General features: G+C 67.2%; 23 protein-coding genes and 1 tRNA gene. 13 read left to right on the top strand and 11 right to left on the bottom strand.

Annotated elements, in window-relative coordinates:
• Positions 1 to 137 precede the first annotated feature (137 nt).
• Positions 138 to 650 carry a DUF1269 domain-containing protein gene (locus tag QZ294_RS03740; RefSeq protein ID WP_297046997.1) on the bottom strand — a complete coding sequence of 171 codons (513 nt, stop codon included), beginning with the start codon at positions 648 to 650 and terminating at the stop codon, positions 138 to 140.
• A 217-nt stretch (positions 651 to 867) separates the two neighbouring features.
• Here QZ294_RS03740 and QZ294_RS03735 point away from each other — a divergent pair, with 217 nt between their 5' ends.
• Complete coding sequence (locus QZ294_RS03735) at positions 868 to 1,806, top strand: ATP-binding protein (protein WP_297046996.1); 939 nt, start codon at positions 868 to 870, stop codon at positions 1,804 to 1,806.
• A gap of 328 nt (positions 1,807 to 2,134) precedes the next feature.
• Here the strand turns inward: QZ294_RS03735 and mutY are convergent, their stop codons facing one another.
• Positions 2,135 to 3,289, bottom strand: coding sequence for an A/G-specific adenine glycosylase (mutY, locus tag QZ294_RS03730; RefSeq protein WP_297046994.1), 1,155 nt, complete (start codon positions 3,287 to 3,289; stop codon positions 2,135 to 2,137).
• A gap of 153 nt (positions 3,290 to 3,442) precedes the next feature.
• On the opposite strand from mutY, the gene QZ294_RS03725 reads away from it, so the two are divergent.
• Positions 3,443 to 3,958 (top strand): peptidylprolyl isomerase, encoded by a 516-nt coding sequence (locus QZ294_RS03725; RefSeq protein WP_297046992.1) that lies wholly within the window; start codon positions 3,443 to 3,445, stop codon positions 3,956 to 3,958.
• Here the strand turns inward: QZ294_RS03725 and QZ294_RS03720 are convergent.
• Together QZ294_RS03720 and QZ294_RS03715 are read right to left on the bottom strand one after the other, a co-directional pair.
• Positions 3,933 to 4,643, bottom strand: a complete 711-nt coding sequence (locus QZ294_RS03720; RefSeq protein WP_297046989.1) for a metal-dependent hydrolase — start codon at positions 4,641 to 4,643, stop codon at positions 3,933 to 3,935. The two genes, QZ294_RS03725 and QZ294_RS03720, sit on opposite strands and share 26 nt — an antisense overlap.
• 43 nt (positions 4,644 to 4,686) lie before the next feature.
• Positions 4,687 to 5,322, bottom strand: coding sequence for a UbiX family flavin prenyltransferase (locus QZ294_RS03715; protein WP_297046986.1), 636 nt, complete (start codon positions 5,320 to 5,322; stop codon positions 4,687 to 4,689).
• 145 nt (positions 5,323 to 5,467) lie between these two features.
• Here QZ294_RS03715 and QZ294_RS03710 point away from each other — a divergent pair.
• Positions 5,468 to 5,544, top strand: a tRNA-Arg gene (locus QZ294_RS03710).
• A gap of 76 nt (positions 5,545 to 5,620) precedes the next feature.
• Here QZ294_RS03710 and thrB read toward each other — a convergent pair.
• Positions 5,621 to 6,220, bottom strand: coding sequence for a homoserine kinase (thrB, locus tag QZ294_RS03705; protein WP_297046984.1), 600 nt, complete (start codon positions 6,218 to 6,220; stop codon positions 5,621 to 5,623).
• A gap of 232 nt (positions 6,221 to 6,452) precedes the next feature.
• Between thrB and QZ294_RS03700 the strand changes: the two genes are divergently transcribed.
• Entirely contained in the window at positions 6,453 to 6,971 is a 519-nt protein-coding gene (locus QZ294_RS03700) for a cupin domain-containing protein (RefSeq protein WP_297046982.1), read from the top strand.
• A gap of 170 nt (positions 6,972 to 7,141) precedes the next feature.
• A complete protein-coding gene (locus tag QZ294_RS03695; RefSeq protein WP_297046979.1) occupies positions 7,142 to 7,720 on the top strand; it encodes an HAD family hydrolase in 579 nt (192 codons plus the stop codon).
• Positions 7,721 to 7,733: 13 nt separating this feature from the next.
• Here the strand turns inward: QZ294_RS03695 and QZ294_RS03690 are convergent, their stop codons facing one another.
• The 6 genes from QZ294_RS03690 to QZ294_RS03665 form a co-directional block, all read right to left on the bottom strand.
• Positions 7,734 to 8,000, bottom strand: coding sequence for a hypothetical protein (locus QZ294_RS03690; protein ID WP_297046976.1), 267 nt, complete (start codon positions 7,998 to 8,000; stop codon positions 7,734 to 7,736).
• A 130-nt stretch (positions 8,001 to 8,130) separates the two neighbouring features.
• Positions 8,131 to 9,786, bottom strand: a complete 1,656-nt coding sequence (locus QZ294_RS03685) for a ribonuclease J (protein WP_297046974.1) — start codon at positions 9,784 to 9,786, stop codon at positions 8,131 to 8,133.
• Positions 9,787 to 9,836: 50 nt separating this feature from the next.
• A complete protein-coding gene (locus tag QZ294_RS03680; protein ID WP_297047069.1) occupies positions 9,837 to 11,294 on the bottom strand; it encodes a TolC family protein in 1,458 nt (485 codons plus the stop codon).
• 105 nt (positions 11,295 to 11,399) lie between these two features.
• Positions 11,400 to 12,695, bottom strand: coding sequence for a HAMP domain-containing sensor histidine kinase (locus tag QZ294_RS03675; protein ID WP_297046971.1), 1,296 nt, complete (start codon positions 12,693 to 12,695; stop codon positions 11,400 to 11,402).
• A complete protein-coding gene (locus QZ294_RS03670; protein WP_297046969.1) occupies positions 12,680 to 13,426 on the bottom strand; it encodes a response regulator transcription factor in 747 nt (248 codons plus the stop codon). Before QZ294_RS03670 ends, QZ294_RS03675 begins: the two co-directional genes overlap by 16 nt.
• Positions 13,427 to 13,539: 113 nt before the next feature.
• The gene (locus tag QZ294_RS03665) at positions 13,540 to 14,424 is read right to left on the bottom strand and encodes a flagellin (protein WP_297046964.1); all 885 of its coding nucleotides are present in this window, start codon (positions 14,422 to 14,424) and stop codon (positions 13,540 to 13,542) included.
• 322 nt (positions 14,425 to 14,746) lie between these two features.
• Between QZ294_RS03665 and QZ294_RS03660 the strand changes: the two genes are divergently transcribed.
• The 8 genes from QZ294_RS03660 to QZ294_RS03625 all read left to right on the top strand — a co-directional run bounded on the left by QZ294_RS03660 (position 14,747) and on the right by QZ294_RS03625 (position 22,909).
• Positions 14,747 to 15,442 (top strand): MotA/TolQ/ExbB proton channel family protein, encoded by a 696-nt coding sequence (locus tag QZ294_RS03660; protein WP_297046961.1) that lies wholly within the window; start codon positions 14,747 to 14,749, stop codon positions 15,440 to 15,442.
• A 1-nt stretch (position 15,443) separates the two neighbouring features.
• Positions 15,444 to 15,935: an ExbD/TolR family protein gene (locus QZ294_RS03655; protein WP_297046958.1), complete on the top strand. Its 492-nt coding sequence runs from the start codon at positions 15,444 to 15,446 to the stop codon at positions 15,933 to 15,935.
• 6 nt (positions 15,936 to 15,941) lie between these two features.
• Positions 15,942 to 16,907, top strand: coding sequence for a cell envelope integrity protein TolA (locus QZ294_RS03650; RefSeq protein WP_297046955.1), 966 nt, complete (start codon positions 15,942 to 15,944; stop codon positions 16,905 to 16,907).
• 255 nt (positions 16,908 to 17,162) lie between these two features.
• Complete coding sequence (locus tag QZ294_RS03645; RefSeq protein WP_297046952.1) at positions 17,163 to 18,065, top strand: TonB family protein; 903 nt, start codon at positions 17,163 to 17,165, stop codon at positions 18,063 to 18,065.
• A gap of 60 nt (positions 18,066 to 18,125) precedes the next feature.
• Positions 18,126 to 19,475: a translocation protein TolB gene (locus QZ294_RS03640; protein ID WP_297046948.1), complete on the top strand. Its 1,350-nt coding sequence runs from the start codon at positions 18,126 to 18,128 to the stop codon at positions 19,473 to 19,475.
• Between the two features lie 172 nt (positions 19,476 to 19,647).
• Entirely contained in the window at positions 19,648 to 20,115 is a 468-nt protein-coding gene (gene pal, locus QZ294_RS03635; protein WP_297046945.1) for a peptidoglycan-associated lipoprotein Pal, read from the top strand.
• Positions 20,116 to 20,370: 255 nt separating this feature from the next.
• Positions 20,371 to 21,333, top strand: a complete 963-nt coding sequence (locus QZ294_RS03630; RefSeq protein WP_297046942.1) for a D-2-hydroxyacid dehydrogenase — start codon at positions 20,371 to 20,373, stop codon at positions 21,331 to 21,333.
• Positions 21,334 to 21,475: 142 nt separating this feature from the next.
• Entirely contained in the window at positions 21,476 to 22,909 is a 1,434-nt protein-coding gene (locus QZ294_RS03625) for a tetratricopeptide repeat protein (RefSeq protein WP_297046940.1), read from the top strand.
• The last annotated feature ends 54 nt before the right edge of the window (positions 22,910 to 22,963 follow it).

The following is a 22,963-nucleotide window of genomic DNA, read 5'->3' as shown; positions in this document are numbered from 1 at the left end:
TCCGTAGGGGGGCGCAGACCACATATCCCCGGAGGGCGTACCCTCCGGGGATATTCGTTTGGCGCGCATCCGCGCTGATATTGCAGAGTGCCGTGGCGGGTCCGTCCGCGCGCCCGGGCCGGAACGGCGCGGCGGCGTTAGCCGTTGGCGGTGTTCTGCTGCTTTCTGGCTTCGTCCAGGGCCTTCTGGAGCTTCTCCTCATCGGGGGTGGAGAGCGAGGTCTGGAGGATCTTGCCGCCCGTGCCCTGAAGTTCGGCGCGCACCTTGTCCGTGATGGCGGAATCCACAAGGACGAAGAGCGCCGAGGAGCCGGGGGTGATCGTTGCGGCAAGCTTTTTCATGAAGTCGTCATTGATGCCCACATCGCTGAGCGCGCCGGCCACGGCGCCCGCCCCCGCGCCCACCACCAGGCCGAGCAGGGGATTGAGGAAGATGAGTCCGATGAGCGTGCCCCACAGGCCGCCGCTCATGGCGCCGCCAAGGGGCAGATTGTACATCTGGTTCAGCTTGACCTTGCCGTCGGGCTTTTTCACGGCGATGACCGCGTCTTCCAGGCTGACAAGGTATTCCTTCTGCATTTTGAGAAAATCGAGCCGCACCTGTTCGGCCTTGAGTTCGTCGGGATAGACAATGACGATAAGCGTACTCATGGATGTCTCCGTCGATGTATGTCTACGGGCATCGCGGGCCGCGCGGGACGCTCCGGCACATGCCGGAGGCGGCGCGGGCCGCTGCCGTTCTTGTACTGAAGTAGCCGTCCGGCGCGCCGTCTGTCAAGGGAGCCGGCTCTTGAAAAAAAACCGCTCCTGCGGAATGATGCGCAGCCATCAGAAACCGCCCCCAACCGGGGCCGAGCCGGGAAAAACCATGAAGTGCAAGATCTGCAAGGCCACAGCGGTCGTGGCCCTCAAAAGCCATAATGCGGCCTTTTGCGCCGACTGCTACCGGGAATTTTTCGCCCGTCAGGTGGAGCGCGGCATCCGGGGAGCGCCGGGACCGGACGGAACGCATGGCGAACCGCTGTTCCACAAGGGGGAGCGCATCCTCGTCGCGCTTTCCGGAGGCAAGGATTCCCTGGCCCTCATGCTCGAGCTTTCCCGGCAGGGGCATGACGTGACCGGGCTTTTCGTGGATCTCGCCATTCCCGGCTCGTCGGAGGTGGCCCGCGCCGTGGTGGAACGCTTTTGCGCCGCTCACGGCCTTCCGCTGCGCGTGGCGGAACTCGCCGCCGAGGGACTCGCCATCCCGCGCGTGCGGGAACGGCTGCGGCGCCCGGTCTGCTCGGTCTGCGGCAAGATCAAGCGCCATGTCTTCAACCGCGCCGCTCTGGACGGCGGTTTTGACGCTCTCGCCACAGGTCACAATCTGGACGATGAGGTGGCGCGGCTGTTCAGCAATACCCTGCGCTGGGACACCGCCTACCTGTCGGACCAGGGTCCTCTGCTCCCGGCGGAGCCGGGGTTTGCCCGCAAGGTCAAGCCGCTCTGGCGCCTGACGGAGTTTGAGACCGCCAATTACGCCTTCCTCATGGGCATCGAGCATCATCACGCCCCGTGCCCCTACAGCCCCGGCGCCAGCTTCACCACGCTCAAGGGCGTGTTGCAACGGCTGGAAGCGGCCATGCCGGGACGCAAGCTGGATTTTTATCAGGGCTTTCTCGCGCGGGGCAAGGCCGCCTTCGCCCGGCGCGAGACCGAGTGCGGCGCCCCGCTGGCGCCCTGCGCCCGGTGCGGCTCTCCCACCTCGTCCGGGGAGCTGTGCGGCGTGTGCCGCATCCGCCAGGCCGTGGCCGAGGGCGGGGCCTAGGGTCTGGACCTGTTGATGTGACTGCTGGCTTGAGATGTGGCAGCTTGTGCGATGCCACAATCATCCGTCAAAAACAGCCCTTTTTGCGCTGGCGGCGTCACTGGGCGATTTTTGTCGGTCATGTACGTGAGTACACTCCCTCCAAAAATCGCCCACTTCCTTGCCAGCGCAAAAAATTCTTATTTTTTAGGATTCTTGCGGCGACAGCCCCCGCCCTTCGCTCCGCTTCGGGCGGTAAGTGGAAACCCTCCCTTTTTTTAAAATGCTTCTATGCTCTTTTCATGTGTCCGGTCTCGCGGCCAGGGGCGGCGCTCCGACGCGGGACCGTTCAGAGTCCGAGGCCCAGGCTCGCGAGCCTGCGGTGCGGCGCGGGCATGGGCAGGCGCGCCAGCTCTTCCGGCGTCGCCCAGCGCCAGGAATGCCCCGGCGGCAACGGCGGGGCGGCGCCCCTCTTCTCGGGGGCGATGAGCCTGCGCCAGTGCAGGGTGATCCTGTAGCGCGTGCGCGTGTGGACGATGCTGCCGCCGCCCTCCCCAAGGCGCGCGGCAATGCCGGTCTTGTCCCTGAGGAGACGGAGCAGGGCGTCCTGCGGCGTTTCGTCCGGGCGCACGTCGCCGCCGGGAAATTCCCAGAGTCCGCCCCACACGCCACCCGTCGGGCGCCGGTGGACAAGGACGCGGCCCGCCGCTTCAAGCAGCCCGGCCACGGTTTGCAGGGCCGTCATGCCCCGCGCGTCGTCCTTTACCGGCCGCCGGTCGGCCACGCCCAGGTGCCGCGCCCGGCAAAAACCGCTCCACGGGCAGAGTCCGCAACGCGGGGCCTTGCGGCAGACAAGGGCGCCCAGTTCCATCATGGCCTGATTGTGGTCCCGCGCCTGTCCCTCCGGCACGAGGCGCAGCGCCCAGCGGCGGATGAAGCCCGCGGCGGGTTCGCGGCGCACCGGCGTTTCCACATTGAAGAGCCGGGAGAGCACGCGCTCCACATTGGCGTCCACGCAGGCGACGCGCGCGCCGAAGGCGATGCTTGCCACGGCCGCCGCGGTATAGGGTCCAACGCCCGGCAGGGCGCGGATCTGTTCCGGATCGGCGGGGAAGACGCCGTGGTGCGCCTCCATGATGCGCCGCGCCGCGGCCATGAGGTTGCGCGCGCGGGAATAGTAGCCCAGGCCCTCCCAGAGGCGCAGCACCTCATCTTCGGAAGCGGCGGCCAGCGCCGCCACATCGGGCAGGCGCAGCATCCAGCGCCGGAAATAGTCCACCGCGCGTTCCATCTGGGTCTGCTGGAGCATGATCTCCGAGATCCAGACTTCATAGGGGCTGTAGCGCACGCGCCACGGCAGGTCGCGGCGGTTGGCCGCGAACCAGGCGCACAGCAGGGGGGAGAGTTCCTCCGCGTGGCGTTCGGGGTCCCGCGGCGCGGCGGCGATGCCGGGCAGCGATCGCTGCCCCCGTGTGGCGGCTGTGGTGGCACGCGCCGATCGCATCCTGTCCCTGCCTCCCCGGCGTCCGCCGGGCGCCGGCGCTCGCGCCGTCCCGGTTTCCGGCATTGTCTTCGGCGTCATGTGCGCCTATAGTCGTCCCGCGCGTCCGGCGCGGAAAGCTTCCGTTGCCAAATCCTACCGCGCCAGGGAGTGTGTATGGCCGATACGACCAATCCGGTCGTCCTTCTCGAAACGACGGAAGGCGACATCCTGATCGAACTGTTCCCGGACAAGGCCCCCAAGACGGTGGAAAATTTTCTCAGGTATGTGGATGAGGGCTTTTACGACAATACCATTTTCCATCGCGTCATTTCCGGCTTCATGATCCAGGGCGGCGGCATGGACGCGCGCATGCGTGAAAAGCCCACCCACGAACCCGTGACCAACGAGGCCGACAACGGCCTGAAGAACGGGCGCGGTACCATAGCCATGGCCCGCACCAGCGATCCGCACAGCGCCTCCGCCCAGTTCTTCATCAACCTTGTGGACAACGACTTCCTCGATCACCGCGCCCCCAGCGTGGACGGCTGGGGCTACTGCGTTTTCGGCAAGGTCACCGAGGGCATGGACGTGGTGGACAAGATCGCCAAGGTCAGGACCAAGACCGTGGGCATCCACGAGAACGTGCCCGCCGACATGGTCATGGTCACCAGCGCAAGCCGTTTCGAGTAAGCGAAAACTCCCGCGCCTGCCCCGGCGCCGGCTCCACGCAGGCGCACCCGGGGCAGGTGGCGGCGAGTGCCTGGCGGAAGCCGTCCACATCCTGCGCCAGCACCGGGAAGGTGCCCCAGTGCATGGGGACCGCCGCCGCGCAGCCCAGCAGCCGGCAGGCCAGGGCCGCCTGGGCGGCGTCCATGGTGAAGACCCCGCCCACGGGCAGGAGCGCCACATGGATGCCGTACAGCCTGCCCAGCAGCTCCATGCCCGCGAAAATCCCCGTGTCTCCCGCGTGGTAGACGACAAGGCCGTCCGGCATGCGCAGGATATAGCCCACGGGAACGCCCGAATCGCTGGAGTGGAAGGCCTGGGTCATGGTCACGGCCATGCCCCGGCATTCCAGCGTGCCGCCGATATTGAAGCCGATGCCGTTGAGGATCTGCCCCTCGGGCACGCCCGCATCCCGCAGTTTCTCCGCGGTGCCCACCACCGCGCCGAGCATGGACCCTGTCTTTCTGCACAGCGATACGGCCTCGCCCACATGGTCGCCATGGTCGTGCGTCACGAGGACAAGGTCCGCGGCGCCCACGTCGGCGGCGCTCTGCCCCCAGCGGGGCGCGAAAAAGGGGTCGAGCACCGCGGCGGCATGGCCGCAGGCGATTTTGAACGCCGAATGTCCGTACCAGGTGATGGTGCTCATCGTTGCCTCCTCAGGGGCGGGTCTCTGTCGCGCCTTTCCCGCATCAACGCGCAGGATGCGCGCACGGGGCAAGGCGGGCCTCAGGCGCCCCCCCGTCGTCTTCCGGCGTCCAGCGCCCGAAAGCGTGCGGCAGCCGCGCCTGGTCGAAAATGCGGCCGCAAAAGTGGTCGAGCATGTCCTCAAGGCTGCGCGGGCGCAGGTAAAAGCCCGGGGAAAAGGGCATGATGACCGCTCCGGCCTCGCGCAGGGCGAGCATGTTGCGCAGGTGGATGGCCGAAAGCGGGCTTTCGCGCGGCACCAGGATGACGCGCAGCCCTTCCTTGAGCGCCACATCGGCCGCCCGCTGGACGAGATTGCGCGTGGCGCCCGACGCAAGCGCCCCGAGCGTGCCCATGGAGCAGGGCACGAGGAACATGGCCGCGCCGTCCCCACCGGGCGCGCCGTGCCACCAGGAACCGCTGGCCGGTCCCGCGCCGAGATTGTCCGCGTCATGGATGTGGCGGGCATGGCGGGTGAGCGCTTCGGTGCCGGCGCCGCATTCTGCGGCCAGCACCGCGGCAGCGCCCGCCGAGACGGCGCAGTGCAGCTCCACCTCCGGCATGGCGGCCAGATGCCGGAGCAGCCGGAGGGCAAGGGGCATGCCGCTGGCCCCGCTGACGCCTACAAAAATTCTACGCATGATTGCCGGAACGCCCTGCCTCGAAACGATGTGCGGAAACTGTGGCCCTGCCCCGTTGTTCCATAAAACTCCGGGGCGCGCAATGCCGCCGCCCCGAGGCATGCCGCTTGACAGGCGCCGGGATTCGGCATACCAAGAATGTCTTGCGCCCGTAGCTCAGCCGGATAGAGCGTTGGCCTCCGGAGCCAAAGGTCGTGCGTTCGAATCGCGCCGGGCGCGCCATTTTCAGGCACTTGCGATACCCTCGCAGGTGCCTTTTTTCGTCAGGCGCGGCGCTCGCCCCGCGGGGCGGCAGGGGTCAACGGGCATCGGGGTCCGCATCGCCGGCGGCGGTCTGGAATTCCGGCGGCAGGTGGTTCAGTATCCAGCGCGCGCAGCGGCCGGGCGTTCCCCTGGCGGCGTCGCAGCGCAGGGCCGCCCAGGCGGCATAGAGCGGGGCGCGTTCGTGGTACAGGTCCGCCACGGTCTGGCCCGGTCCGAGGGAGAGGCCGCGCTGGGGGTTGCGGGCAATGCGCCGCTGGATCTCGTCCAGCGGCACGTCCAGATAGACCACATGCCCCAGGGAGGCCAGATGGCGCATGGCCGCCTCCCGGTAAACGACGCTGCCGCCGGTGGCGATGACCGCGCGCCGGGCGCGGATGGCGCGGATGACGGCGCATTCCACATCCAGGAAGGCGTCCCTGTCGAGCGCGTCGGTAAGATCCTGCAGGCGGCAGCCGTACAGCGCCTCCATGAGGTGGTCGCTGTCGAGAAAGGCCCAGTCCATCTCCAGCGCCAGCCGGGCGCCGATGGTGCTCTTGCCGGAACCCGCCATGCCGATGAGGATGACGCAGGGCAGGGCGTCCGCCGGCGCGGACACAAGGCCGTGGGAAGGATCCGGGGAATCGGCGGCGGACATGGGCACTCCGGGTGGCGGAACGATGAGGGGGCGGCGTTGTCGAACAGGCCCGCAGGGGCATATGGAGGCGACTCTGCCCAAGGCGTTTGTCCCTGTCAAGCCGCTCCCGGGCGCCCGGACGCGGAACAAAAAGGCAAGATTTTGCCGGAAATGACGCTGGCAGCGGCCGTTCCGCCCTGCTATGCTGCGCGGGCAGACGATTTGTGCCATCTTTCGACCCTGGAGGTATGCCATGGACCATGCGCGCGTTTTCGCCGGACTGCTGCTTGTGGGGATGCTTGCCCTGCCGGGCGTGGCCCCGGCCGCCGCGGACGACGCGGCCCCGGGGGAACAGGCGGTCATCCGCGCCGGGGAAAAGGCGTCGGTGCCCGGGCCGGAGGCCTGGTTCACCGGCCGGGTGCGGATCGACCCGCTTTTTCCCGCCACCGCCGACGCCAATGTTTCCGGCGCCTATGTGACCTTTGAACCGGGCGCGCGTTCCGCGTGGCACGAGCATCCCGCCGGGCAGACGCTGGTGGTGATCTCCGGCGTGGGCCGCACGGGCACGGCCGACGGCACGGTGACGGAGATCCGGCCGGGCGATGTGGTCCGCTGCCCTGTGGGCGTGCGCCACTGGCACGGCGCTTCCCCCACCGTGGGCATGACCCACATGGCGCTCACCGGCGTCAGGGACGGCAAGAACGCCATCTGGTATGAGAAGGTCAGCGATGCGGACTATGCCCGGCCGCTTTCCGGACCCGCGTCCCGCTAGTGTCTACTTGCAAAAAAGCGTGGTTTTTTCGCTCACTCACGGCGGCTATGCCGCCGCAAAACCCTTACGGGTTTTGTAGTGTCTACTTTTGCAAGCAGACACTAGTCAGGGGAGTCCGCGCCGCGTGTGCGCGGGCGCGCCGGGGAACGGCCGGCAGGGAGGCTGACGCCATGCAGCGCGCCATTTTTCTGGATCGGGACGGCACGCTCAACGAGGACCTGGGCTATGTCCACAGGCCGGAGGACTGGCGCTGGCTCCCGGGCGTGCCCGAGGCCCTGGCCCGGTTCCGCGCCGCCGGGTGGCTGCTGGTGGTGGTGAGCAATCAGTCCGGGCTGGCGCGCAGCCTGTTTGCGCCCAAAGATCTGGCCGCGCTGGAGCGCTGGGTGGACGCGGGGCTTGCGCCGCTGGGCGCGGCGCCGGATGCCTGGTATCATTGCCCGCATCTGCCGGAGATCACCGGCCCGTGCTCCTGCCGCAAGCCCCTGCCGGGGCTGGTCCTTCGGGCCTGCGCGGAACTGGACATCGCGCCCGGCGCCTCCTGGATGCTGGGCGACCGACAGCGGGATGTGGCCGCCGGCGTGGCGGCAGGCTGCCGCGCGGGCCTGTTGCGGCCCGACCCCGGGGATGCCGAAGCGCGCGCCACCCTCGCCGCCTTTCCGGGAACGCCCGTCTGGCCGGGGCTGGCGGCGGCCTGCGACGCCATCCTCAGTTCAGGACGCGACCCGTCCGCCGGTGGGGGCGCGGCGTGAAGGGCGGGCAGCCTCAAAGCTCCGCAAGCTTCCGTTCCGTCGACGATGATGCCGTGGAAAACCCGGCGCAGGGGCTGACGAGTTCGGCATTCGCCAGCGGAATGACGCGCACCTGACCGACCTGGGGCGTTTCCACCGTGAATCCCGGGGCGGCATATGCCGGAAGTTCGTCGCACAGGCCCGCCCCTCCCGGGGGCAGGGCATGGAGACAGGCGCTGAGGAGCAGGGCTGCGCCCCAAAGCCAGTAGGGCAGGTCTTCCGCGTCGCACAGGGTATCCATGGCTTCCTCCCCGCGGCGGCCCGGTCTCGGGCACGGCCCGCAGGAAAATGGAAGCAAGATCCATGCCGGGAAATGGTTGCCGGGCGGGGGAGGTTCCCCGAGGGCGCCCGTCCGCCGGTGGCGCGCGTCCTCAGACTTCGCTGATGACCGGCACCACCACCGGGTCGCGCTCCAGCACGCGCCGGAAAAAGCGCCGCAGGGAGGTGCGGATGTTCTCGCGCAGGCGGCTGGTGCTGTGGGGGGATGTTTCCAGTTCGTCCAGCACCAGACACTTGGCGTCTTCGAGCACATGGCTCAGTTGCTGTTCGAACACGAAGCCGCGCGAGATCATTTCCGGCCCGTGGAGGACGCTCCCCGTCTCCGCATCGAGCACCAGGGCGACGATGACCACGCCTTCATCGCCCAGGATGCGCCGCTCGCGCAGCACCGAAGCGCCCACATCGCCCACGCCCTTGCCGTCCACAAGGGTGCACTCCACGGCCACCGGCGTTTCCAGGCAAAACTCGTGCGGCAGGATGGTCAGCGGCTGGCCGTCGCGCAGGAGGATGACGTTTTCCCGGCGCACGCCGCAGCTTTCCGCTAGGCGGCCGTGCATGACAAGATGCTGGTATTCGCCATGCACGGGCACGAAGAGTTCGGGCCGCACGGCCAGGAGCAGGTCGCGCAGTTCCTCGCGGTGGGCGTGCCCCGAGGCGTGGACCGCGTGCGAGCTTTCGTAGAGCACTTCCGCGCCGAGGCGGTACATTTCATTGATCAGGCGCGAAATGGGCCGGGCGTTGCCGGGAATGACGCGGGAACTCATGACCACCGTATCGCCCTCGCGGATGGCGAGCTGGCGGTGGCCGCCCCAGACCATGCGCGAAAGCGCCGAAAGCGGTTCCCCCTGGGCGCCCGTGACCACGAGCACCACCTTGTCGTCCGGCAGGTCCGGCACGCCGTTGTGCGCGTTGAAAAATTCGGGCGGCAGCGTGAGAAAGCCCAGCTGCGCGGCGATGTCGATGTTGTTGGCAAGCGATTTGCCGCTGATGATGACCGTGCGGCCATAGTGGCGGGCAAGGTCGCAGACTTCCTGGATGCGCTGGATGTGGCTGGAAAAGAGCGTGACCACGATGCGGCCCCGGGCGGCGGCAAAGACGCGCTCCAGCGAGGCCTTGACCTCCCGCTCGGTGAGGGAGCGGCCTTCGCGCAGCACGTTGGTGGAGTCGGAGAGCAGAAGCCGCGCGCCATCAGGCCCGGCAAATTCGCGAAAGGCGGCCAGCTCCGTGCCCGAACCCGCCAGCGGCATGGGGTCGATCTTGAAATCGCCGCTGTGGACCACGCGGCCCACAGGCGTTTCCACCCCCAGGCCGAAGCCGTGCGGGATGGAGTGGCAGACCGGGATGAAGTGAAAGACCAGGTCGCCCAGGGGCTGGACGGTCTCCGCATCCACAGGGCAGAGTTCCACGCGGTTGAGCAGCTCGTGCTCGCGCAGCTTGTGCTCCACCAGGGCAAGGGTGAAGCGCGAGCCGAAGATGCGGGCGTTTTTGAGTTCCGGCACGATCCAGGGCAGCGCGCCGATGTGGTCCTCATGGCCGTGGGTGAGCACGATGCCGAGGAGCCTGTCGCGCACTTCGCGCACCGCGCCGAAATGCGGGATGAGGACATCCACGCCCAGATGGGCGTCGTCCGGAAACATGAGGCCGCAGTCCACCATGACCACGCCGTCGCCGCTTTCCCAGAGCTGGCAGTTGAGACCGATTTCGCCGAGTCCCCCGAGGGGGGTGATGGTGAGGCGGGGTTCGCTCATGGCTTTCCTTTGTCTGTCCGCCGGCGGCGCCGGCGTCGTGGGCGTTGGGGCTAGCGGCGCCCGAGGTCGGGATGGTATTCGCCCATGGCAACATAGATCTGGGCGAGCGCCGTGAGATAGTCCGCCCTGGCTCCGGTGAGCGAAGCCTGGGCGCGGGTGAGATTGGCCGAGGCGTCGAGCACGTCGAAGTTGGTCCCCACCTGTTCCTGATAGCGGGCAAGCGCCGCGTCGTAGGCTTCCCGCGCCTGGGCCACGCCCTTTTCCGCCACGGCGATGCGCTTCTCGGCCTCATGCACGGCCAGGAGCTTGGACTTGATGTCGTAGCCCACAGTGAGCTTGAGGTCCTCCTCCTCGTGACGCAGCCGCGTCACGACCCAGCCCGCCTGCTGGTCGGCATAATAGGTGACGCCCCACTGAAAGACGTTCCACACGGCGCGCGCGCCGACCTCCCAGGTGGCGGAGCGGGAGCCTTCGTCGCCGCGCATCTGGAGATCCGGGGTGTTCCCGGTCTGGTTGATATTATAGTAGGCCTCGATCTGGGGGTAATAGTCGCTCTGGACCATGCGGCGGTCCCTGGCGGCCATCTCCACGGCCCTGGCCGCCATGAGGAGGTCGGGGCGCTGCCGGTAGGCGGCCTCCAGGCATTGCTCCAGCGAGCGGCGGAACGGCACATGGCCGAGGCGCCCCACATAGCGCGCGGGCGCCGTGGCCGTGAAGCCGAGCAGAGTGTTGAGCCGCGCCTGGGCCGTGTCGCGCGTGTTCTCGGCCTGGATGAGGATGTTCTCGGCCTCGCTCACGTTCACTTCCGCCTGGAGCACATCCAGGCGCGGGCGCAGGCCCACTTCATAAAAGGCCTTGGTGATGCGCAGCTGGTCGCGCAGGCGCGCCAGGGAATCGCGCTCACTGCGGACATTTTCCTCGGCGCGCAGATAGGCGAGGAACTCGGTCTGCACCTGCTCGGTCATGGCAAGCTCGGCCCGACGCAGGGCCGCCTTGTCGCTTTCGGCCTGAAGCGCGGCTTTCTGGTAGCTGTTGAGCAGCCGGAAGCCCTGGAAGACCGGCTGCGAGATCTCCACCCCCCAGGAATAGGTCCCCAGTTCCGGCGGCCGCACGCTGCGCGGGGAGGACTTTCGTTCCTGCTTTACGGCGGAATAGCTCATGCCGAGCTTGGGACCGAACGCGCCCCGCGCGGACTTGCGGCCTTCTTCCGAGGCGCGGCTCTGCGCTTCCTGGGCGCCGAGCGAGGGGTTGCGCTCCAGCGCGCGGGCCACGGCGGCGGCCATGTCCAGCGCGCCCGCGGGAGCGGCGTCGCCCCCCGACTTCAGGGTGCGGCCCCCGGTAAAGATGGGGGCAGGGGCGCTGCCGCGCGCGGCGGCGAAACCCTCCGGCGGCAGCAGCAGCGCGGCAAGAAGACAGACGACGCCCATGAGGCGCGCCATGGACCGGCACCCGGCGCAGGCCGCGAGCGGCGCCCGGAAAACGGTGACCTTGTGCATGGCGGCCAGCATATACACGACGTCACCCCTTGGCAAGAACAGCTTCCGTCGCCCGCCCCCGGAAGCCGGGCGAAACCCTGGACATCTTTTGATGGAAGATATCCCTGCCAAACCGCGCTACGACGGCAGGACCAGCGTCGCCCTCGTATAGCCCCGGGCGTGGGTGATGCCGAACCTCCAGCCCAGTTTCGCCGTGAGGCGTTCCGTCAGTTCAAGGCCAAGGCCGAATCCCGTGTCCCCGCGCAGTGCGCCGCCCCTGCCCATGGTGTTCGTCACCGTTATGCGCGTGCCGCGCTGCAGGATGCAGATGGCATTGCCCAGCGCATGCTGGAAGGCGTTGCGGATGATGTTTTCCAGCACGATACGCAGGGCCGGTCCGGGAATGAGGGAAACATGGCGCTCCACCCTGATGCGAAGCTTCTGGCAGTCATGCGGAAAGAGCCTGCGGACATCATTGATGACGCTGTGGAGGAAAAGCGAGAGTTCGATATGTTCGTTGGGCAGGGGGTGGATGTCGTTCCGCCCGAGCCAGAGCAGCGTTCCCACAAGATGCGACATGGAGTACGTCGATCGCTGAAGTCGGGAAAGTATTCGTATTTCCTGCTCGGTGTTCCTTTCCTGGCGTCCCAGTGTCTTTTTCAGGAGGTCAAGGCCAACGCGCATGACGCTGATGGGCGTCCGCAATTCATGGCTGCAATACCGCCATATCAGTTCTTCGCGTTTCGCGATCCTGTACTGCCGTTTCAGGCTTTCCTGTATCACGCCGGCGATGGCGTAGACCTCGGGGTACACAAAATCCGGGAGGGGCGCGTCGATGTTTTCCGCATCCAGCGCTGCCGTCCACTGGCTCAGGGCCTTTGTGGGCTGCTTGATCCTGCGGATGACATACAGAAGGAAGACGAGGAGCACGACAAGGATCACGCCGCCTGTGCCGAGCAGGAGATATATCGTGGAAAGGATCTGCGGACGGATGAACGTTTCCCCCTCCTGCCGCGAGACCCGCTGGTAGGCGTAATAGCGCGTGCCGCGCAGCGGCATGGTGAGCACCACATAGATGCTTTCGTTTTCTCCGGCGCCGTCGGCGATGACGGACATGCGCGTCTCATCATGCAGCGCCGGCGGGAGCGCCTCGCGCACGCCGGGGGGCAGTTCCTGGCGCCGCGCGGTCACATGGAGCCGGTTGATGCCCCCGGTCGGCACCGGGGCGCCGGCGGTGGCGCCCGCCGTCTGCCGGGCGTATTCCCCGATGGCGCTGGTCAGTTGCGCCTCATGGAGACTGTCGATGCCGGTCCTGAAAAACACCATGCTCAGGGCGCTGTAGATGAGGACGGGCAGGAGGGCGATGCCGATGCAGGCAAGCGAGATGAACAGCGTCAGGCTGATCCTGGCGCGGGGTTTCAGCGTTTCGCGCACAGGACATACCCATGACCAGGAACGGTCTGCAGCAATGGCGTTTCTCCGGGGAGATCGACGGCCTTGCGAAGATTGTGGATGTGGACCTTCAGGCTGTCGGAGTCCGGCGGGGATTCTCCCCAGATCTCGAACAGCAGTTTCTGCTTGCTCACGGGCCGCGGCGACGAGGCGAGCAGGAGGTGCAGCAGCTTCCATTCAATGGCGCTCAGGGAGAGCCGCTTGCCGCCGCGCGTCGCGGACCTGCCGGCCACGTCCATGATGAGGCTGTCGCACTGGAGAAGGGAATTTTTGTACTTCCGGTTTGCCAGCACATTGATCCGCGCGATAAGCTCCTGCATTTCAAACGGCTTGCAGAGGTAATCGTCGGCGCCGTGGGAAAAGCCCTGAAGCTTGTCCTCAAGCCTGTCGCGCGCCGTGAGCATGATGACGGGCGTCATGATGCCCCTGTGGCGCAGCTCATGGCATACGGAAAGGCCGTCCAGCAACGGCAGGTTCAGGTCGAGGATGATGCAGTCATAGCCTATGCCGCCGCCGTTGAGCGCCAGGTCCAGGCCCGCCGCTCCCGTCATGGCGTTGTCGCAGCGCATGGATTCCATGTCCAGATATTCCATGATGAGGGCCGACAGGTCGGGGTCGTCCTCAATGAGCAATATTTCGAGCACAGGCGTGGCGTCAAGGATCTCAGCCCGTGATCCGTCACCCGGAAAGCAGTTGTCTGTGTGGGCGTGCATGGTTTCCCCGAGGGTTTTTTGCATCGTGATACAGGGCGGGGGAGCGTCCGCGTCCCCCTCCGCGCGGGGCGCCCCGGCCCGGCCGTGGGCGCCCGGGGCAAGGGCCATTCGTATCACTGGATGAGCTGGAGGGCCATCTGCGGCATGCTGTTGGCCTGCGAAAGCATGGCAACGGCGGACTGCGTCAGGATCTGGTTGCGGACGAAATTGGTCATTTCCGTAGCCACATCGACATCGGAGATCCGCGACTCCGCGGACTGGAGGTTTTCCGCCTGCGTGGTCAGATTGGTGATGGTGTTTTCCAGCCGGTTCTGAAGCGCGCCAAGATGAGCGCGGATCTTGTCCTTGGACACGATGGCGTCGTTGATGCCCTCAAGGGCCTGCTGCGCGGCCGCCTGCGTGGAGACCGTGTAGGCCTTGGCGGAGGCATCCGCCTGGTTGCCGACGCCCAGGGCGGACGCGGTGCTCGTGCCGATCTGGATGTAGTAGTAGTCTTCCGCCGAGTCGTTGGCCGAACCGAAATGGACCTTGAGCTTGCCGGTGGAGTCCATGCCGCTGCCGTCATGGACACTGGACGACAGGCTGCCGTCCAGCAGCTTGATGTTGTTGAAGTCCGTGGCATTGGCGATGCGGGTGATCTCCGAGGCCATGGCCTGGTATTCGGACTCGATCATCAAACGCTGGGTGGAGTCGTAGGTGCCGGTGGCCGCCTGCTCGGCCAGCTCCTTCATGCGGACGAGCTTTTCGTCGATGACGCCCAGGGCGCCGTCCGCCGTCTGGATGAGGGAAATGGCGTCATTGGCGTTGCGCTGCCCCTGCTGCAGCGCCGCGATGTCGGAGCGCATGAGTTCGCGGATGGCGAGACCGGCCGCGTCATCGGCGGCGGAGTTGACCCGCAGGCCGGAGGAAAGGCGCTGTGTGGACGTGGACAGATTGTTGTAGTGCGAGGTCAGGGTGTTTGCCACGTTGCCGGCCATGCCGTTGTTGTTGATATACATGCTTCCTCCCTGGAATGTGCGCCGGTCTCCGCCGGCGGCTGGTTGCCCCTCCCCCTGCGGCCGGGCCGCACTGGTTGTGGAGAACCTACAGGAAGGCAGGTTAAGGACGGGTTAAAAAACGCCGCGCCTCCTTTTTTTCTGCCACCGCATTCATGAATGGCGCGGGCGGGGCGCCCCGCTTTGCGGCCCGGGCGGGAGAATGCCGCGTTTCGCGCGCCAATCTAAAAAATTTCTTGAAAAAGTGCGGCATCCGGTTCATCCTCCGCACGGAGGGCCGGCGCGGCATGTCCGGCGCGGCTCGATCTTCACAGCGGAGTCGTCAATGGAATTCAGCTTTTTTTCGATGGTCGCCCAGGCGAGCCTGGTAGCCAAGGCCGTGCTGCTGCTGCTCGTTGCCATGTCCGTGGGCAGCTGGGGCCTGATGATCCAGAAGTTCGTGGCCCTCAATGCCGCCAACAGAAAGGCGATCCTGGGCATCGAGCGTTTCGACAAGGCCGCCAACCTGCGGGATGCCGTGCAGTCTCTGGGGGCGGACCCCAGTTCGCCGCTCTATTACATCGCCCATCAGGGCGTGCAGGAATTCAACCGTTCCCGTGAACTCGGCAATGCCAGCGAGGTGGTGGTGGACAACGTGCGCCGCGCCCTGCGGCAGGGGGCTGCCAGCGAGATGGCGCGGTTGCAGCGTTCGCTCTCCCTCCTCGCCACGACGGCCAACACCGCGCCCTTTATCGGCCTGTTCGGCACGGTCTGGGGCATCATGAATTCCTTCCACTCCATCGGCATGCTCAAGTCCGTCTCGCTCGCCACCGTGGCTCCGGGCATCTCCGAAGCGCTCGTGGCAACGGCCATCGGCCTGGCCGTGGCCGTGCCCGCCACCGTGGGCTTCAACCTGTTCATGGGCAAGCTCTCGCAGGTGGATACCCTGCTCGTGAATTTTGCCGGGTTCTTCCTGAACCGCGTCCAGCGCGAACTCAACGCCCAGCGTCCGGTGCAGCGCACAGGCGCCACGGAGCTGTGAGATGGGCGCGAACCTCGGCGGCGGCAAGTTCGTTTCGGAGATCAACGTCACGCCCTTTGTGGACGTGATGCTCGTCCTGCTGATCATCTTCATGGTCGCCACGCCCATGATGACCCAGGGGCTGGAGGTCGACCTGCCGCAGACCCGGCAGGTGGAGACCCTGCCCAGCGAGGTGGATCACATGATCCTCACCATCCGCCGGGACGGCAAGATCTTCCTTGACGAGTATCCGGTGGAGGACATGGCCGAACTGGGCGGCTATCTTGAACGGCTGGTCAAGGACAAGAACCGGACCCTCTTCCTCCAGGCCGACAGGGAAGTGCCCTATGGCCTGGTGGTGGAGGTCATGGGCGAGATCAAGGCCGCCGGCATCGAAAACCTCGGCGTCATGGCCGACCAGCCCGAAGGCGCGTCCGCCGGCAAGCCCGCCCCCGCGGCCCCGGCCCGGCGTTCCGGCGCGGCCCCCCGTTCTTCCGGAGCGGCAAAGAAGTAGGCTCGCATGCGGCTCGCCTCGTATATCATTTCGCTCTGCCTGCACGCGGCGCTCTTTCTTCTCATCTGGTTCTGGCCCGCGCATCCGCCGCTCAGGCTTGACCAGCGGCCGGTCATGATCAGCCTCGTGGAGGGCGCCCCCGGTGGCAATCGCACGCCGTCGCCCATCCTCGGGCATATGGGCGAGCCGGGCGACGGGCCGCTTGCCCCCACGCCGCCGGCGCCGCAAAGCGAGATCGCCGCGCCCGCGCGCGAGGAGGCGAAACCGCCGGAACCTGTGCCCGCGCCCCCCAGGGAGACCGCGCCCGCGCCGAAAAAACCCGACGCCGTGCCCATCCCGCGCAAGACGGAACCCAAGACGGAACCCAAGCCGGAGGACAAGCCCAAACCCCGCGAGGAGCAGAAAAAGCCCGAACCCAAAAAGGAAGAGGCAAAGCCCAGGCCGGAGCCGAAAAAGGAAGAACCCAAAAAGCAGGAAGCGCCCAAAAAGCAGGAAAAGCCCGCGCCCAAAAAAACCGACCCCGTGGCCGCGGCGCTCCAGCAGGCGCGCAAGGCAAGCTCGCGTGCCCAGTCGGGCGACAGGGGCAACGCCATCGAGCAGGCGCTTGCCCAGGCGCAGCGCCGCGCCGGCGGCAATCGCGGCGGCGGCGGGGGCGAGGGGGACGGTCCCGGTGGCGGCGGACTCGGCGATGTCTATATGGGCCAGGTCATGCTCGCCGTGCGGCCCAACTGGGGCTTTGCCTCCGCCGGGCGGCTCAATCTGGCCTGCGCGGTCCGGGTGAAGGTGGACATGCAGGGCCAGGTGCTCCAGGCGGTCATCAGCCAGAGTTCGGGCAACGCCCAGTACGATGCCTCGGCGGTCAACGCCATCATCCGCACGGGCCAGGCCGGGGAGTTCCCCCCGCCGCCGTCGCCGGAATATATGGACCTTGACCTGGTCTTCACCTTTGACGAACTCATGGGGCGCCGGTAGGGGCTTTTGCCCGTGAGGCCGGCGGAGCCGCAGCTTCGCGCGCAGTGCGAGTGACTGCCCGCAAACGCGGAAATTCCAGGACCCGCAGGGGGCTTGCGGCGGCGTGGCCGCCCGCGCCGCGATACGGCGGAAAACCACGCTTTTCCGCCGCTTGTCCCGCTCTGCGGGGAAATACAGCCAGCGAAACCTGATGGGGATATCTGTCGTGCAGAGATCTTCATCGGCAAAATGCTTTAGCCACGAGGGAGGAGAATCATGCCCGCAGGATTTCGAGCCAGTCACCCCTCTCAGGAACAGTCCCGCAGCAGGTGCCGGGCGCTGGGCACCGCCGCCCTCTGCCTGTGCGCGGCGCTGGTCGCGGTCCCGGCCGGTCGGGCGCGGGCCGCGAGCATGGCCGCGGCCAGCCAGAACGAAGGCTATTCCGGCCATGTGATGGAGAAGGTACTCACGGTCTGGACGCCGCCCACCACCCGCGATGAACGCCAGGTGCGGCTCAGGATCTCCCTGGACGGCGAAGGCCGCGTTTCGGAGTGCAAGGCCGTCAGGCCCTCCGGGCTGCCCGCCCTGGATTCCTCCGCCTGCGCCGCCGTGCGCGAGGCCGCGCCCTTCGGCACGCCGCCCTACGGCATGCCGCTGGAGGTCTATTTCTCCTTCTGGACCGGGCAGCCCAGGGGCAAGAGCGCGGCGCGCCAGACGGCGCAGGTCCCCGCCACGCCCGCGGCGGCCGCCCCCGCTGCGGCGCAGGCGCCCGCCCCCGATGCCCAGACGCGCGCCGCGGCGCTTGCCGCGGAGACCGCCACCGGAGGCGCCGCCAGGGCGCCGGAACCCGCCCCCCGGGCGGCGGCGTCCGGCGCGGGCTTCAAGGCGCAGGACAAGTATGACGCCCGCTTCCAGAAATACATCGGCAAGGTCGTCTGGAAGCTGCGCAACGCCATGTACATCCCCGCCAAAACCAGGCCCGGGACCTACCACGCCACGGCGCAGGTGCGGTACGACGCGGCGGGAAAGATCCTTGACGCCACGCTGCTCAAGGGCAGCGGCGATGCCCTTCTTGACAAGTATGTGCTCCAGGGCATACGCCGTGCTGGCTCGGTGCCGCCGCCGCCCGCCGGGCTGGGCGACACGCTGGATCTCACCTTTACCCTTACCCGGCAGTGACGGGCGCCGCGCGGGAACGCGCGGCATCCCCCGCCGGAAGTTGCAACGGAAGAGCGTGCCATGAAAAAACTTTCTCTTCTTCTGGCTGTGACGGCGTTCACGGCGTTTGCCCTGCTGGCCGCGTTTCTGCCGGGTCTGCGCCCCGGCGAGGCCAGGGCCGCCATGCGCGTGGACATCATGAATCCGGGCCAGAACCTCGTCAATCTGGCCCTGGCCGCCCCGCTCACGGGTCCGGAGCGTCAGGCCACGGGCATGGGGTCCGAACTCCAGAAACTGGTGGAGCAGAACCTGAGCTTTCTGCCCTTCGTCCGGCTGACCGAGCCGAGGGCGGTGCTGGGCGGCATCGTGCTCAAGGGCTGGGAGCCTCCGTCGCTCGATTTCAAGCGGTTCCAGCTTGCCGGGTCGGATATCGTGGTCACGACCTACTGGCCCAGCGGCGACAGCGGCACCAGGCCCGTCCAGATCCGCGCTTTTGAAACCAATACCGGCGGGCGCCTCTTCGGCAAGGAGTACACCAAGGTCAACAGCAAGGACCTGCCCGAAGTGGCCGACCGCTTCTGCGCGGACCTGCTGGAAGCCCTCACCGGCAACGGCGACTTTTTCCGCTCCACCCTGGCTTTTGTGAAGAAAAGCGGCAAGATGAACGCCAATGTCTGGCTGGTCAAGCCCACCGGCCGCGACCTGCGGCGCATCACCAATATGCCCGGCGAGGCGCTTTCGCCCGCGTGGTCGCCCGACGGGCGCTTTGTGGTCTTCAGCCATATCGATCCCAAGTCGCACGCGCTCGGCGTGTGGGACCGCAGCACGGGCAAGGTGCAGCGCATCCGCTTCCCCGGCAACGTGGTCATCGGACCCGCCTTCATGCCGGACAACAAGGTGGCCGTGGCGCTTTCCCGGGGCAAGTATCCGGTCATCTATCTCCTCAACCATGTCTTCCAGAAGGAGCGCATCCTTGAGGAGCACAATTCCATCAACGTGTCGCCCACCTTTGACAAGACCGGCACGCGTATGGCGTTCACCTCGTCGCGGCTTGGCGGCCCGCAGATCTTCCTCAAGGATCTGGGCAGCGGCAGCGTCACGCGCGTGAGCAAGAACGGCACCTACAATACCGAGGCCAATCTTTCGCCGGACGGCACCCTGGTGGTCTACAGCCGGATGACGGAATACGGCCAGCGCATCTTCGTGCAGGACCTTGTCACCGGCATGGAACGGCAGATCACCTTCGGCCCGGGCAGCGACGAGCAGCCCTCGTTCTGCGCGGACAGCTACTTCATCGCCTTCAGCTCCACCCGCGGCGGGGGCAGGCATATCTATCTGACCACCCGCCACGGCGGCGACGCCAAGCAGGTGCCCACCGGCGACGGCCAGGCCTTCTTCCCGCGCTGGGGCATGCCGGTGCAGCAGAAGTAGCGCGGGACCGGTCGCGCGCGGGGCGGGTAAAAATACTTTTACGAAACCCCGCCTCGCGCCTTGACAAAACTATAAGGCCGGATACCATCTGTCTGCGCCGCATGGGAGCGGCGCATTGTGCCGAAAGGAAAGGTTTTTTTGTTTGGAGCAGCTGTTCAGGAGGACACACGACATGAAACGCTACGCTCTCGTTCTTACCCTGGTCATGGCCCTGGCCGCCGGCTTCGGCTGCGCGAAGAAAACCACCACCGAGCCTGGCTACGATGACGGCATGAGCCCCGAAATGCGCGCCGCCGTCCAGCAGATTTCCGACTCGCGCGTGTACTTCGCCTTCAACAAGTACAACATCGAAAACCAGTATGACGCGGTCCTGAAGAAGGAAGCCGAGATCCTGAAGCAGTTCCCGACCATCCGCGTGCGTATCGAAGGCAACTGCGACGATCGCGGCACCCAGGAATACAACCTCGCCCTTGGCGAGCGCCGCGCCCGTGCCGCCTACGAGTACCTCGTGCAGAACGGCGTCAACCCGAGCCAGCTTGAGATGATCAGCTACGGCAAGGAGAATCCCGCTGTGCAGGGCACCGGCGAGGCCGTGTGGGCCAAGAACCGCCGCGACGACTTCCGCGTCATCGCCCACTAGTTCCGGGTTTTTTGCGAAATACGGGGCCGCCCTCCGGGGCGGCCCTTTTGCGTTTTCGGGGCGTCCGCGCGGGGTGGCCGGAGGCCCGGCCTTCTTTGCGCCGCGTATCCCCTTGCATCGGGCGCGGAAAATCCGCTATGCTGGCGCGGGCGCCCGCGGGGGCATCCCTGAACAGCCGATGCCCAATGGCGGGCACGCTCCGGCCATGGGCGGCGCGCGCGGGATGAACAACAGGGCCTGATGCCGGGGGACTCCATGAAGATCGTTGTGCTCGACGGTGCCGTCCTCAATCCCGGAGATGTCGACTGGGGTCCCATCGCGGCCCTGGGCGAGCTGACCGTCCACCCGGAGACCACCCGGGAGGAGCTGCCGGAGCGCGCGCGCGGGGCGGACATCCTCCTCACCAACAAGACCGAGCTTCGGCGCGAGGACATGGGGCACTTCCGCGCCGCGCGGCTGGTGGCCCTGCTTGCCACGGGCTATGACAACGTGGATGTGGACGCCTTTGCCGAGCGCGGCGTCCCCGTCTGCAATGTGACAGCCTACGGCGTGGACGACGTGGCCCAGCATGTCATGGCGCTCCTGCTCGAACTTTGCCACCACACCCAGGAACACACCGGCAGCGTTCTCGATGGCGACTGGGAGCGGGCGCGGCGCTGGTGCTACTGGCAGCGCACGCCCATCTGCCTTACGGACATGACCATGGGCATCGTCGGTTTCGGCGCCATCGGCAGGTGCGTGGGCAGACTGGCGCACGCGTTCGGCATGCGGGTGCTGGCCTGCCAGCGCACGCCGCGCGATCCTCCGCCCTGGGGACCGTTTGCCTTCGCGCCGCTGGAAGAGTTGCTGGCCGAGTCCGATGTGGTCTCGCTGCACTGTCCGCTCACGCCGGAGACGCGGCACATCATCGATGCCGCGCGTCTTGCGCGCATGGTCCCGGGCGCCCTGCTGCTGAATACGGCACGCGGCGCCCTTGTGGACGAAGCGGCGGTGGCGGCGGCGCTCAGGAGCGGGCGCCTCGGCGGCCTGGGCACGGATGTGCTCTCCACGGAGCCGCCCCGCCCGGACAATCCGCTGCTCCGCGCGCCCAATGTGCTCATCACGCCGCACATGGCCTGGGCCACGGTGCGGGCGCGGCAGAAGATCATCGATCTTGCCGCGGAGAATATCCGGCGCTGGCTGGAGGGGCGGCCCGTCAACGTGGTCAACGGGGCATAGGGCACCGGCCGCCGGGCATGCCGCTCCCGGACGGCCACTCCGCCCCCGGTCCGCTGGACGTTGGCGGCGGTTTTGACTATCGTTGACGGCTGTGCGCGGCAGCGTGCCGCGCGCGAGCGCGCTGCCAGCACAGGGGGACTGCATGAACGAGGACGCGGAAAAAAGTGGTCTTGCCCGGCGCATCCAGATGCGCCGCGCCGACAGGAGCCTTGCTGACGCCAAGGTGGACGGCGCGCGCCAGCGCAAGGGCTATGAGGAAGCCGTCATCGGCTATCTGCGCGACGGCGGCCGCATCATCTGCGTTTCCGATGACGAGGCGTTCATCGGCACCTTGCGCGGCATCATCCGCGATGAACTCAAGATGCCCGTGTCCTGCCTTGTGGCGACCTCGGGCGCCGAGATGCTCGTGCGCCTCGCCCGCCAGGCGGTGGACGCCGGGCAGGCGCCCCTGCTCCTCGTGGAGCGTGAGATCAAGGGTCGCGACCTCACCTTTGCCGTGCGGCTGCTCAAGAACGGCTACCCGGAACTCAAGGTGTTCATGCTCGCCCGCGAAAGCGAGCGGCAGCGCGTCGTCCTCCTGCACGAGAGCGGGGTGGACGGCTGCATCATCAAGCCCGTGGATGCCGCGGCCCTGCTGGAGCGTGTGGCCCTGACCGTCAGGCCGCAGGGCCAGGTGGAGCGCTCGCTCGAGTGGGCGCGGTCTCTGCTGGGGCAGGGCGAAAACCTGCGCGCGCTCCAGGTCTGCATGCAGGCCCTGGAACAGAAAAGCAACGCCGCCGCCGGACTCCTGCTCATGGGCGATATCTTCAAGGCCATGGGAGAGCTTGACAAGGCCGCCGACGCCTATGCCAAGGCCGCCGGCGTCTCGTCCATGTTTCTCGATCCCCTGCGCAAGCTCGCCGCGCTGCACGCCGAAAAGGGCGACTCCGCGCGGGAGCTTGAATGCCTGGAACGGATGGACGGCATCTCGCCGCTGGATCTGGAGCGCAAGCTGCGTATCGGCGAGCTGAATCTCCGGCTCAACCAGACGGACAAGGCGCGCAAGGTCTTTGGCGAAGCGGTCAGGCTTTCCAACCAGAAGGCGAAAGAGGGCGTGGCGGGGGTCGCCTCCCGCGTGGCCGACCTGTATGCCGAGTCCGACCCGGAGACCGCCGCCGGTTTCCTGCGCCGGGCGCTGGATGCGCGCAAGGATTTCTGGGGTCCCGAGGACCTGACGGCCTTCAACCGGCTCGGGATGCTCCTGCGGCGCGCCGGGCGCTGGCGCGATGCCACCGAGGAATACCAGAAGGCGCTCACCATCGCGCCCAACGACGAGGGCCTGTACTACAATCTCGGCATGGCCTGGCTGGAGGGCAAGGAGGCCGAGGCGGCCCGCGGGGCCTGCCTCAAGGCCCTGGCGCTGAATCCCGACCTGCCGCGCGCCTCGGCCCGCATCGCCATCAACCTCGCCACCGTTTTTCTGGCGACCAATGACCGCATGCACGCGCTGCCGCTCCTGCGTACGGCCCTGGAACTGGACCCGGACAACGCCGAGGCGCGGGAACTGCTGGCGCGCGCCGAAAGCGAGGCGCGCTGACGCCGGCGCTTGCCTGCCTGGCGAAAGGAGACCCGCTTCGGAGCGGCTTCGTTC

The sequence above is a fragment of the uncultured Desulfovibrio sp. genome (assembly GCF_910584445.1).
Classification (GTDB): Bacteria; Desulfobacterota; Desulfovibrionia; order Desulfovibrionales; family Desulfovibrionaceae; genus Desulfovibrio.
Note: the sequence above shows the minus strand (reverse complement) of the source record. Positions and strands in the feature narration are given on the sequence as shown.

What these genes read in the sequence shown, in the direction of transcription:
- QZ294_RS03740 (WP_297046997.1), bottom strand. Translation starts at nt 650, where the DNA reads ATGAGTACGCTTATCGTCATTGTCTATCCCGACGAACTCAAGGCCGAA.
- QZ294_RS03735 (WP_297046996.1), top strand. Translation starts at nt 868, where the DNA reads ATGAAGTGCAAGATCTGCAAGGCCACAGCGGTCGTGGCCCTCAAAAGC.
- mutY (WP_297046994.1), bottom strand. Translation starts at nt 3,289, where the DNA reads ATGCGATCGGCGCGTGCCACCACAGCCGCCACACGGGGGCAGCGATCG.
- QZ294_RS03725 (WP_297046992.1), top strand. Translation starts at nt 3,443, where the DNA reads ATGGCCGATACGACCAATCCGGTCGTCCTTCTCGAAACGACGGAAGGC.
- QZ294_RS03720 (WP_297046989.1), bottom strand. Translation starts at nt 4,643, where the DNA reads ATGAGCACCATCACCTGGTACGGACATTCGGCGTTCAAAATCGCCTGC.
- QZ294_RS03715 (WP_297046986.1), bottom strand. Translation starts at nt 5,322, where the DNA reads ATGCGTAGAATTTTTGTAGGCGTCAGCGGGGCCAGCGGCATGCCCCTT.
- thrB (WP_297046984.1), bottom strand. Translation starts at nt 6,220, where the DNA reads ATGTCCGCCGCCGATTCCCCGGATCCTTCCCACGGCCTTGTGTCCGCG.
- QZ294_RS03700 (WP_297046982.1), top strand. Translation starts at nt 6,453, where the DNA reads ATGGACCATGCGCGCGTTTTCGCCGGACTGCTGCTTGTGGGGATGCTT.
- QZ294_RS03695 (WP_297046979.1), top strand. Translation starts at nt 7,142, where the DNA reads ATGCAGCGCGCCATTTTTCTGGATCGGGACGGCACGCTCAACGAGGAC.
- QZ294_RS03690 (WP_297046976.1), bottom strand. Translation starts at nt 8,000, where the DNA reads ATGGATACCCTGTGCGACGCGGAAGACCTGCCCTACTGGCTTTGGGGC.
- QZ294_RS03685 (WP_297046974.1), bottom strand. Translation starts at nt 9,786, where the DNA reads ATGAGCGAACCCCGCCTCACCATCACCCCCCTCGGGGGACTCGGCGAA.
- QZ294_RS03680 (WP_297047069.1), bottom strand. Translation starts at nt 11,294, where the DNA reads ATGCTGGCCGCCATGCACAAGGTCACCGTTTTCCGGGCGCCGCTCGCG.
- QZ294_RS03670 (WP_297046969.1), bottom strand. Translation starts at nt 13,426, where the DNA reads ATGCACGCCCACACAGACAACTGCTTTCCGGGTGACGGATCACGGGCT.
- QZ294_RS03665 (WP_297046964.1), bottom strand. Translation starts at nt 14,424, where the DNA reads ATGTATATCAACAACAACGGCATGGCCGGCAACGTGGCAAACACCCTG.
- QZ294_RS03660 (WP_297046961.1), top strand. Translation starts at nt 14,747, where the DNA reads ATGGAATTCAGCTTTTTTTCGATGGTCGCCCAGGCGAGCCTGGTAGCC.
- QZ294_RS03655 (WP_297046958.1), top strand. Translation starts at nt 15,444, where the DNA reads ATGGGCGCGAACCTCGGCGGCGGCAAGTTCGTTTCGGAGATCAACGTC.
- QZ294_RS03650 (WP_297046955.1), top strand. Translation starts at nt 15,942, where the DNA reads ATGCGGCTCGCCTCGTATATCATTTCGCTCTGCCTGCACGCGGCGCTC.
- QZ294_RS03645 (WP_297046952.1), top strand. Translation starts at nt 17,163, where the DNA reads ATGCCCGCAGGATTTCGAGCCAGTCACCCCTCTCAGGAACAGTCCCGC.
- QZ294_RS03640 (WP_297046948.1), top strand. Translation starts at nt 18,126, where the DNA reads ATGAAAAAACTTTCTCTTCTTCTGGCTGTGACGGCGTTCACGGCGTTT.
- pal (WP_297046945.1), top strand. Translation starts at nt 19,648, where the DNA reads ATGAAACGCTACGCTCTCGTTCTTACCCTGGTCATGGCCCTGGCCGCC.
- QZ294_RS03630 (WP_297046942.1), top strand. Translation starts at nt 20,371, where the DNA reads ATGAAGATCGTTGTGCTCGACGGTGCCGTCCTCAATCCCGGAGATGTC.
- QZ294_RS03625 (WP_297046940.1), top strand. Translation starts at nt 21,476, where the DNA reads ATGAACGAGGACGCGGAAAAAAGTGGTCTTGCCCGGCGCATCCAGATG.